This window comes from Silvanigrella sp. (assembly GCF_044369315.1).
In the GTDB taxonomy this organism is placed as follows: Bacteria; Bdellovibrionota_B; Oligoflexia; order Silvanigrellales; family Silvanigrellaceae; genus Silvanigrella.
The window spans coordinates 1-2,701 of the sequence record NZ_JBIPMD010000338.1 but is presented as its reverse complement, the minus strand read 5'-3'; the positions used below and the strand labels follow the sequence as shown (position 1 = coordinate 2,701).

Sequence of the window (2,701 nt, the reverse complement as noted above, 5' to 3'; positions counted from 1 at the left end):
ACTCATTACCTCACAAACCCATGTGTGATAAATGTTAATTTTATCACGCCAAGGAAAATGTCTTTTGTTAATATTGTACCAGGCTAATATATCTTTAGAGAATTGTTTCATATTGAAAAACAAACACAAAACAGCCTTCGCTTATTTGTAGTTTATTATACAGCTCCCTCTTCATGCATAACTTCATTAGATGAAGAAGACTTATCTGATGATGATTTTCTTGGACGACCACGTCTCATGGATTGTTTTAATTTATCTAGCTTGCTTGGACGACCGCGTTTTTTTGGAGTTTTAACAACAGCCTTCTTAGGACGACCGCGTTTCTTTGTAGATGTTTTTGAAGGACGACCACGTTTCTTTGTGGAAGATTTTGCTGGACGACCGCGTTTCGCAGTTTTTTTCTTAGCAACAACTTTTTTAGTTGTTTTTTTTCTTACGGCTTTCTTTGCTGGCTTTCTGCCTGCTTTTTTCTTAACTGAAGTTTTTTTAACTGGTTTTTTTGCAACAACTTTCTTTTTCTTAGTTGCAGTTTTTTTCACAACCTTTTTTGTTGCTTTTTTTGTTCCAGCTTTTTTTGCTCCAGCTTTCTTACGTTTTGTTTCAGCCATAAAACATTCTCCTTTCAATTTTAATTAGCAAACCGTTTTCACTTCCACGGTTCAGTCTTAATTTAACTCATGCCAAAAAAAAATGGTAGAGGCAATACCATTTTTTATTTATTTTTATTAAGAAATTATTTAACCTTGTTAGACAAGGATATCTTTTCTAAACAAATGTTGTCGTCAAAGTCACAACATTCCTTTAAGAGTAATTTAAAGAAGGATGAAAAAAATGAGATCGAATTTTGAAAGTAAAAATAAAAATCAAATTATTGGGATTGTATATGATTTACCAATGAAACTTGAAAGTTCAGATCAAATGAATTTTCCAGACGATGCAAATGCAGAGTGGGAATCACAAAAAACGATCGATACAATTATTGAAACATGGAAACAACTAGGCTTTTCTATAATTCTTTTTCCACTAGATTCAACATTTTTAATGAATTGGAATAAATTTAGTTCACAATGCACTTTAATTCATTCTTTAGTTGAAGGATGGGGATCTCTTGCAAGAGAAAGTTGGATTCCATCATTATGTGAATTATCTGGAATTCCATTTATTGGTTCTGAGCCATTTGCACAATCAATTTGTATGAGCAAAACACAAATCAAATTATTGTGCAAATTTTTAAAAATTCCAACTCTACCTTTTTATACGATTAAAAATCTCAAAGACCTTAGTAATATTCCAAGAGATTTTTTTAAAGAAACACATTTTATTAAACCAGATGGAGAGGGATCTGGTATGGGTATTGATGCGTCATACTCTATATCAAATTCAAAATCGAATACAGAAAAAATTACTAAAACAATTCTCGAAAAATACCCAGACGGTGTATTAATAGAAAAATATATTGATGGAAAGGAATTTACTTCAGGCATCATTGGTACACCTCCAATATTTCTACCTATTGCTGAAATTGAAGTTGATGATGGAATTTATGGACTATCAAATAAATCAAAAGAATTTATGGGAGAAAAAGTAACTTTTCCAAAACTTTCAAAAATCAATGAAACTATTATTCGAAATGGTACGGAAAAATTATTTAATTATCTAAATATAAGAGACTTTGTTCGAATGGATTGGCGTTGTGACGATAAAGGAAAAATTTATTTTTTAGAATCAAATACGTTACCTGGGATTTCCTACTACTATAGTGTATTGCCTCTTATGGCAAAAAAAATGGGATACAGTTACCAAGATTTATTTTCTATTTTAGCAAATTCAGCATTAACCCGATCTAAAAATAGAAATCTTTGGTATGGGAAATCAAGAATACAAAAAAATTCTCCTAAAAGTTAAAAATACTTTTAGGAGAATTCATAAATAAAAATAAATAAAGAATTATAACTTTCCAGTTGCAACTAATCTTGTTAATTGAACCATACGATTGCTAAATCCCCATTCATTATCATACCAAGAAAGCACTTTGACCATGTTTTCGCCAATTACAGTTGTGTATTCTGCATCAATAGTGGAACTATTTGCGCATCCATTATAATCACAACTTACTAAAGGCTCTTCAGAATATCCTAAAATACCTTTCAAATAGGTTTCAGACGCAGACTTAAGTGCAGAGTTGATGTCTGCCGCCGTAACTGTTTTTTCTAATTCAAAAGTAACATCTACTAAGGATACATTTGGTGTTGGAACTCGAACTGCAAATCCATGTAATTTTCCAGCTAAAGATGGAATTACTTCTGAAATTGCTTTGGCTGCTCCTGTAGATGTTGGAATCATACTTAAGCCTGCAGCTCTAGCACGACGTAAATCTTTATGTGGAAGATCTAAAATATTTTGATCATTTGTGTAGGAGTGAATTGTTGTCATTAATCCTTTTTTAACACCATATTTATCGTGAATTACTTTTGTTAATGGTGCTAAACAGTTTGTAGTACATGAACCATTACTTACTATATTATGCTTATTTATATCATATTCAGAATCATTTACACCGATCACAATTGTTTTATCAATAGATTTACCAGGAGCACTTAAAATCACTTTTTTAGCGCCTGCCTTTATATGAGCTGCCGCTTTATCTCCATCAGTAAAAATTCCTGTGCATTCTAAAACAATATCAATTCCATTTGCTCCC

3 protein-coding genes are annotated in these 2,701 nt (G+C 31.5%); 1 reads left to right on the top strand and 2 read right to left on the bottom strand.

Annotation, left to right across the window (positions count from 1 at the left end; all coding sequences use genetic code 11):
- Positions 1-155: 155 nt before the first annotated feature.
- A complete protein-coding gene (locus ACIQ56_RS16480) occupies positions 156-608 on the bottom strand; it encodes a hypothetical protein (RefSeq protein ID WP_397602127.1) in 453 nt (150 codons plus the stop codon).
- Between the two features lie 223 nt (positions 609-831).
- On the opposite strand from ACIQ56_RS16480, the gene ACIQ56_RS16475 reads away from it, so the two are divergent.
- Complete coding sequence (locus tag ACIQ56_RS16475) at positions 832-1,905, top strand: hypothetical protein (protein ID WP_397602126.1); 1,074 nt, start codon at positions 832-834, stop codon at positions 1,903-1,905.
- A gap of 42 nt (positions 1,906-1,947) precedes the next feature.
- On the opposite strand, the gene ACIQ56_RS16470 is transcribed toward ACIQ56_RS16475, so the two are convergent.
- Positions 1,948-2,701, bottom strand: a 754-nt coding sequence (locus tag ACIQ56_RS16470) for a type I glyceraldehyde-3-phosphate dehydrogenase (RefSeq protein WP_397602125.1), incomplete at its 5' end; no start/stop codon positions are given.

Bases quoted from the DNA above. Each gene is read 5' to 3' on its own strand.
- ACIQ56_RS16480 (WP_397602127.1), bottom strand. From the start codon at position 608: ATGGCTGAAACAAAACGTAAGAAAGCTGGAGCAAAAAAAGCTGGAACA.
- ACIQ56_RS16475 (WP_397602126.1), top strand. From the start codon at position 832: ATGAGATCGAATTTTGAAAGTAAAAATAAAAATCAAATTATTGGGATT.